General features: G+C 65.8%; 6 protein-coding genes. 2 read left to right on the forward strand and 4 right to left on the reverse strand.

The features are described from left to right. Positions 1 to 135 precede the first annotated feature (135 nt). The 4 genes from DND132_RS17430 to DND132_RS17445 all read right to left on the reverse strand — a co-directional run bounded on the left by DND132_RS17430 (position 136) and on the right by DND132_RS17445 (position 4,965). The gene (locus DND132_RS17430) at positions 136 to 1,023 is read right to left on the reverse strand and encodes a flagellin N-terminal helical domain-containing protein (protein ID WP_014324092.1); all 888 of its coding nucleotides are present in this window, start codon (positions 1,021 to 1,023) and stop codon (positions 136 to 138) included. A 292-nt stretch (positions 1,024 to 1,315) separates the two neighbouring features. After that, positions 1,316 to 2,989, reverse strand: a complete 1,674-nt coding sequence (locus DND132_RS17435) for a glycosyltransferase family protein (protein WP_014324093.1) — start codon at positions 2,987 to 2,989, stop codon at positions 1,316 to 1,318. A gap of 120 nt (positions 2,990 to 3,109) precedes the next feature. Beyond that, positions 3,110 to 3,910, reverse strand: coding sequence for an AsmA family protein (locus tag DND132_RS17440; RefSeq protein ID WP_014324094.1), 801 nt, complete (start codon positions 3,908 to 3,910; stop codon positions 3,110 to 3,112). Positions 3,911 to 3,978: 68 nt separating this feature from the next. Next, on the reverse strand, positions 3,979 to 4,965 hold the full coding sequence (locus DND132_RS17445; protein ID WP_014324095.1) for a zinc dependent phospholipase C family protein: 987 nt from the start codon (positions 4,963 to 4,965) through the stop codon (positions 3,979 to 3,981). An 86-nt stretch (positions 4,966 to 5,051) separates the two neighbouring features. On the opposite strand from DND132_RS17445, the gene DND132_RS17455 reads away from it, so the two are divergent. Next, positions 5,052 to 5,579 (forward strand): hypothetical protein, encoded by a 528-nt coding sequence (locus DND132_RS17455; protein WP_014324096.1) that lies wholly within the window; start codon positions 5,052 to 5,054, stop codon positions 5,577 to 5,579. A 111-nt stretch (positions 5,580 to 5,690) separates the two neighbouring features. Beyond that, positions 5,691 to 6,425: an FAD-dependent thymidylate synthase gene (thyX, locus tag DND132_RS17460; protein WP_014324097.1), complete on the forward strand. Its 735-nt coding sequence runs from the start codon at positions 5,691 to 5,693 to the stop codon at positions 6,423 to 6,425. Positions 6,426 to 6,911 lie beyond the last annotated feature (486 nt).

Here is a 6,911-nt window from a genome sequence, read left to right on the forward strand (position 1 = left end):
TCCCATTCCATTAGGTATGAAATGGTCTGCAAACCTGATGCCACGGTGGTAATATAAAAATATCCAGTAAAAACAATGGGCCGGACCCCAAAGGAGCCCGGCCCGAAAGTCGCCTTGAAGCGATGCGATGACTGCCTAGCCGAGCAGGGACAGGGCCATTCTCGGCATGCTGTTGGCCTGGGCCAGCATGGAGACAGCCGACTGGGTCAGAATCTGGTTGCGCACGAATTCGGTCATCTCGGTGGCCACGTCCACGTCGGAGATGCGGGATTCGGCGGCCTGGACGTTCTCGGCCTGGATTTCCAGGACGGTCACGGTGTTTTCCAGGCGGTTCTGCAGCGAACCGAGGTTGGCGCGGATCTTATCCTTGGAGATGATCGCGTTGTTCAGGACGTCCAGGGCCTGCTGCGCCAGCTGCTGGGTGGAGATGGAGCGGCCGGCGGTACCGGTGGCGCCGAGACCGACACCGAGAGCGGAGGCCGTGGCCGTGCCGATCTGGATGTAGTAGTAGTCTTCCGCGCAGTCGTTGCCGGTGCCGAAGTGGACCTTCAGCTTGCCGGTGGCCTTGAGGCCGGAACCGTCGTGGGTCGCGCCGGACAGGGCGCCGTTGAGCAGGTAGATGCCGTTGAAGTCGGTGGAGTTGGCGATACGGGTGATTTCCGAGGCCATGGCCTGGTACTCGGAGTCGATGATCAGGCGCTGGTCGGAGTTGTAGGTACCCGTGGAGGCCTGCATGGCCAGTTCCTTCATACGGATCAGCTTTTCATCGATGACGCCGAGCGCGCCGTCCGCCGTCTGGATGAGGGAGATGGCGTCGTTGGCGTTGCGGATGCCCTGCTGCAGGGAGCTGATGTCGGCACGCATCAATTCGCGGACGGCCAGACCGGCGGCGTCGTCGGCGGACTGGGTGATGCGCAGACCCGAGGACAGGCGACGGGTGGACGTTTCCAGGTTGCCGTAGGACACACCCAGGTTGCGCGCAGCGTTCATCGCCATCAAGTTGTGGTTGATAACCAGGGACATAATTTCCTCCTTGAAATTGTTTTGGCTTCCATGCCTAGGTCTTACCCCGGTCGGTCACATGCCGCCGGGAAACCTTTCTTTTGTTGCCCACTTCATCGGCGACGGCGAAGAAAACTTTAGGTTGCGTGAACGATTTTTTACGTCCCTGAACGTGGAAAGGAAAAACGGCCCCGAGCGCGGCCCGGAGCCGTCTTCACGACAGCCCGCAAAGGGCGGTGTGCGCCGCAGGATTGCGCCGAGAGTATGCGGTGATTATTGGAGAAAAACTGCCGATAGGCAGGAACTGCCGGGGTCAGGCAAAGGTCTCGCGGACAACATCAAGAAGCCTTTGCAACCGGTGTTCGTAGGTGTGTTCGGCCAGGATGCGCCGGGCCGCGGCCCGGACCACAGCCGTGCGCGCCGCCGGGTCGGCCGCGAACCGTTGGGCCAGGTCCGGAATCTCCTCCACGCTACGGTAGACCGCGGCCTCGCGGTCCAGATCGAAGAGGTCCTCCATCTGCTCGCGGTGGTCGGTCAGCAGGAAGCCGCCGCAGGCCGGGACGTCGAAGACCCGCTGGTTGACCGCGCCCTTCATCTGGCGGCTGGTGCAGTTGAAGTTGATCTTCGAGCGCGGGTAGAAGCGGGGCAGGTCCGCGTAGTAATCCAGTGGCGGCAGGAGCCGCGCGTCCGCCCCGTCCAGGAGCCCGGCCCAGCCGTCGTCGCCCACGATGAGCGGGGAAAAGGGCAGGGTGGCCCGCACGCAGGCCAGGCGGTACTGCCGGGTAGCCTCCCAGGTGAGCAGGGCTTCGGCGGCCAGCCGCTGTTCGCGCGTGGGCAACGCCGTCACGGCCGCGAGCCAGGCCGGCCGCTCGGCCGCAAGAAACCGGGTGACCGAGGTCTCGCCCGAGCGTCCGAAGGCCCCGGCCACTGCCCGGTACTCACGGGCCAGGGGGGTGGGCAGCCCGGCCAGGGCCAGGCTTTTGGCCACGGGGCGGGTCATGGAACTGCCCACGAAGGACAGGTCCGCCGTCCACCGGCTCGGGGCCGGGCCCGCGTCCGGGCGGAAGCGGTGGGGGTCCGTGGCCAGGGGCAGGTAGTGGACGTGCCGGAATCCCCTGGCGCGCATCTCGTCGAGGTTGCCCGCGTCGAAGGTGAAGATGACCGTGTTGTCCGCGCCGGGGTGGTCGTAGTCGAAGAGGATCAGGCGCGGGTTGTCCACGAACCAGGAGGCCAGGGGCAGGCCGAGGTCGTCGAGCAGTCCGGCCAGCTTGCCCTCGCGGTCCAGACCGAAGTGGTTGACCGTCAGGACCAGGTCCGGGCGGAAGTCGACGACCGCCTTGAGCAGCCCCTCGATGAATGCGCCCGAGCCGATCTCGCGGTCGTCCAGCGGCAGGGTGCGGTGGGCCGCGCCGAGTCGGTCCAGGGCGGCCAGGATCTCCCGGCACAGGAAGTAGTCCGAGTCGAGGAAGAGCACGCGCGGCCCTGCGTTGCGGAACTTGGGATAGCGGGCCAGGGACCAGAAGTCCGTGGCCGCGCCCGCCTTGAGGGTCCTCGCCAGGGCGCCGTACCAGTCGCGGTCCAGGCGCTGGTACAGGGGCAGGATCACCGGGACCAGCGGGCGGCCGCCGTGTTGTTTTCTCCACTCGCCGAGTCGCTTCACGACTTCGGCCGGGTCCGGGGCGTCCAGGTGCAGGCAGGTCCCGGCGGAACGGCCGTCCAGGGCCCCGGTCAGTTCGAGAAGCGCGTTTTCCCGGTCGGCCACGGCCACGGGCAGGCCGCGCTCCAGCAGGAGGTCCAGGGCATGGCCCAGGCCCGCGCCCAGGAGCACGGGCAGCCCGTCGTCCGGCACGCCTGCGGCCAGTTCGGCCTCGCGTCCGCGCCCGTCGCGGCCCCACAGATGCCAGGTCTTGCCCTGGACGCGGACGCGCAGGTCCGCCAGGGCGTTGTTGTCCAGGACCGCTTCGGCCGTGTACGGGGTGGGGCTCATGCTCTGGACCTTTACTGTATTCGGGGGGCGGACGGCAAGGGCGGGGTGCGGAGGGCGAGGACGGGAAAGGCCGCCCCGGCATGTGCCGGGGCGGCCCCTGATGTCGCGTTCGGTTCGGTGCTATTCCTTGGAGCCGCCGAACAGCCCCTTGATGGCGCCGCCCACGGATTCGCCGGCCTCGCCCGCGCCCTCCACGGCCTTGCCCGCGCCTTCAACGGCCTTGCCCAGGGCTTCCTTGAGCTGCTTGGTCACCTGGGTGACCGTGCCGGTCACGTCGCCGGTCATCTCGCCGAGAATCTGGGCGAAGGCCTCGGCCGGGGTGGTGTCCTTTTCCTTGCCGATGTCCTTCAGGTGGATGTCCGGCAGGTCGATGCCCATGCCCTGGTCCCCGAAGGCGTCGAGCAGGGAGCCTCCGAGGTTGATCTTGCCGTTCTTGACGATGAAGTCGTTGATCTGGATCTTCTTTTCGGAGCCGGTCTCGGACTTCTTCTCCTCGGACTTGGCGGCCGTCTTTTCACCGGCCACGGTCTTCTGGATGTTGTTGACGATGGTCTGGAAGTTGTCGGTGTTGCCGCGTTTCTCGTAGCTGATCACCGGGCTGTCCACGTAGATTTCCTCGATGATGATCTTGTCCGAGGTCAGGGAGTCGGTGTTGACCTTGACGCGGATGGTCCCGCACTCCACGGCGCTGGGCATCTTGAAGCCCTGCGGGTTGCCCAGGTAGAAGTTGGACAGGGTTCCGGACCCGGACAGGACCGAGATGTCGGCGCCGCCGAGGCGGACCTCGGTCTTGGTGATGGGCGGCCCGAACTCCTCCACGGCGGTCTTGATCAGGTCGCCGAGGTTGAGGATGACGAGCACGATGGCGGTGATGATGCCCGCGACGAGGACGCCTGCGCCGATGAGGATGTATTTTTTCATGACGACTCCTGGTTGGTTGTGTGGACTATGGGCAAACGATACGGCATTTGCGTTGGCAGGGCAACATCCTATCGGGAATGTTGCGGAAGTGTCGGAAAGAGCGGATCGGCCATGTGGCGCATGTCTTTGGTGCCCGCGCCGCGTCGGCCCGAATCCAGGGACGGCCCGGCCTCGGGCAGGATGCGCCCGGCCCCGTCGAAGACCGCCGGTTCCAGTCGGCGGCACAGGTCGGCGGCCCGGTCGGCGGCCCGGTTCATGAGCCGGGCCAGGGTCTCCTCGCGGACCTCGTCGGACACCGGGTCGCGGTAACGGATGGCGTTGGCGACGCGGGCCCCCTGTTCGAGCCACTGGGGGGCATAGAACAGGGCGGCGATCTCCCTGGCCGTGTCCGGCAGCCACGGGGCGGCCCGGTACAGGGCTCCGGCCAGCCCGGTCCGGGGGAACAGGGACTGGAAGCGGGCGAACAGCCCGAAGGCCGAGGCCAGGGCCGGGACCGCGCGCCGAGGCCCCACGCCCGCCAGGTCCGCCAGGCCGTCCATGGGCAGGGCCTCGAACAGGGCAGGCCCCAGGGAGGCGAGCTGGTTGCCGATGCGGTAGAGGGGGCGGCCGAGCATCTCCGGGCAGGCGGTCATGTCCATGAGCGACTCCAGGGCGCGGTGACGCTGGCGGGCCAGGGACTTCTCGCGCCGGGAGTCGGCGTAGTAGTCGCCGGTCAGGTGCCAGACCATGGGATGCATGACCGTGTCCGCCCACAGGTGGGAGGCCATGCCCACCAGCAGGGCGGCGGCCAGGTCGCGGTCCGTGGCCCCGGCCGCGTGGCGCGCCTGGAGCCGGAGCAGGGCATAGGTGTCCTCGCCCCGGGCCCCGTGGAGGCGATGGGCCAGCCGGGCCATGGGCAGGGCGCGGGGCAGGGCCGCGAAGAACAGGGCGTCGTGGAACACGGCCCCGAGAAGCATGGCCTGGGGCCGGGCGGCCAGGCCGGGCGCGAAACGGGTGTCGGCCAGCCGGGCGGCGGTCATTTCGGCGGTCTTGAAGTGGATCAGTTCCTTGGGCATGGCGGTCGGTTTAGGGTTTGCCTTTCCGCCATCCTACTTGATACCGTGCCCGTGGCAACACAAACCTGCAACGGAACGGAAAGGGCATGGGCAAATATCTCATCAACGAGGAATACGAGGTGGAGGACGCCGGGGCGACCCGGGGCTACGTCCGGGGTGAGCGGCGCGAGGACTACGCAGACTCGTGGCGGGAGACCGGCAACGTGGTCCTGCTCGGCCTGCCCGGCTCGGGCCGGGCGGAGCTGGCCCGTCTGCTCGCCGAGCGCACCGGCAAGCCCGTGCTCGCGCCCGTGGACGCGGCCTCGGCCGCCGAGGCCCTGGCCGGACAGGGCGCGATCATCGTGCTCCCGGACCGGCTGGCTGACCACCCCGAGGTCCGGCCGCTGATCCACCCGGCGGGCAAGGTCTTCTACCTCCTGGCCGACACCCGGCTGCTCTCGGGCAGGGTGGCCGAGCGGGACGGCGTCGCGGACGCGGACGAACTGTGGCGGACGCTCTCGGCCCGGCTGGCCGAGGTGGAGCCGACCTTATACAGCGTGCTCCACTTCATCCTGCAGGGCGCGCGGTCCCCGGCGGAGCTGGTGGACGACGCCCTGGAGAAGATCGGCTATTAGCCGGACGCTCGGGCCTGACGCGGGGACCGGGGACTGGTGACAGCCCGGCCGGTTTGCGGTAAGCAGGAAGACCCTTCACCCATCCACTACATATATATTGGAGCTCGATACATGCCGGAAAAGCAACTCAGGGTCGAATGCCTGGCCGTGACCCCCAATGCCCTGTCCCTCATCTACGCCGCGTTTCGCCAGTGCTACCACGCCGGGTTCGTGGCCGACATGTGGCCCCGGCTGCTCTCCGGCGAGATCGATCCCGAGGTCCAGGCGGACTTCGTGGCCAAGACCATGGAGTCGGGCCACGACAGCCCCATCGAGCACGTGTCCATGACCTTCGCGGTGGAGGGCATCTCCAGGGCCTGCTCCCACCAGGTGGTCCGGCACCGCATCGCCTCCTACTCGCAGCAGAGCCAGCGCTACGTGGCCGAGAACGACATGGACTACATCCTGCCTCCGGCCATCGCGAAAATTCCCGAGGCCAGGGAGCGGTTCGAGTCGTTCATGGCCGAGGTGCAGTCCGCCTACACCGACCTGCGCGACATCCTGGTGGCCAACGGACGCAAGTCCAAGGCCAACGAGGACGCCCGTTTCGTCCTGCCCCAGGCGGCCGAGACCAAGATCGTCCTGACCATGAACTGCCGCAGCCTGCACCATTTCTTCCACCTGCGCTGCTGCAACCGCGCCCAGTGGGAGGTCCGGGCCATGGCCAACGAGATGCTGGCCATCTGCAAGGAGAAGCTGCCCGCCCTCTTCAAGAACGGCGGGGCGCGCTGCGAGCAGCTCGGATACTGCCCGGAATCCCCAAAATTCGCCTGCGGAAAATACCCGACCCGCCAGACGCAGGGCTGATTAATTTTCCATAGACTGGGATTTTCTCCCGTTGCCGAGAGCCCCCGTCCTTCTTGACGTTTCGGTTACGGTGTTTTTTTTGCCTTTTAATCCGACTTGTTGCACCTGTTCCTAACGGACCGATCCCCGGCAGCCCTTGTCCCTCGGGGCTTTTGCGGGATATTGGTGTTACGGATTTGGACGGCGGCTTTGTATAGGAATGATTGTTGCTTTTATATCATCATTGTTTTCAATGTGTTGCGCTCATCCATACCGATTATCTCCCGGTTTCGTAGGGAACAGGATGTCACAAATAAAAAATGAAGGGCAAGAAAAAGAGTGTAAGGCTGTCTAATCCGATGAAATGTGGATTTCTTACTGTTGAAAAGTTTTTCCACAGCTGTTGAAACTCTTGCTCTCTAGAAAAAATTGAGACCGTGAAAACCCTTGTTACACCGGTGTTTCATACTGACCCGGCTGAAAACGTCGGCGCACTGTGGGTTTTAT

It is taken from the genome of Pseudodesulfovibrio mercurii, from assembly GCF_000189295.2.
In the GTDB taxonomy this organism is placed as follows: Bacteria; Desulfobacterota; Desulfovibrionia; order Desulfovibrionales; family Desulfovibrionaceae; genus Pseudodesulfovibrio; species Pseudodesulfovibrio mercurii.

Bases quoted from the DNA above. Each gene is read 5' to 3' on its own strand.
- DND132_RS17430 (WP_014324092.1), bottom strand. From the start codon at position 1,023: ATGTCCCTGGTTATCAACCACAACTTGATGGCGATGAACGCTGCGCGC.
- DND132_RS17435 (WP_014324093.1), bottom strand. From the start codon at position 2,989: ATGAGCCCCACCCCGTACACGGCCGAAGCGGTCCTGGACAACAACGCC.
- DND132_RS17440 (WP_014324094.1), bottom strand. From the start codon at position 3,910: ATGAAAAAATACATCCTCATCGGCGCAGGCGTCCTCGTCGCGGGCATC.
- DND132_RS17445 (WP_014324095.1), bottom strand. From the start codon at position 4,965: ATGCCCAAGGAACTGATCCACTTCAAGACCGCCGAAATGACCGCCGCC.
- DND132_RS17455 (WP_014324096.1), top strand. From the start codon at position 5,052: ATGGGCAAATATCTCATCAACGAGGAATACGAGGTGGAGGACGCCGGG.
- thyX (WP_014324097.1), top strand. From the start codon at position 5,691: ATGCCGGAAAAGCAACTCAGGGTCGAATGCCTGGCCGTGACCCCCAAT.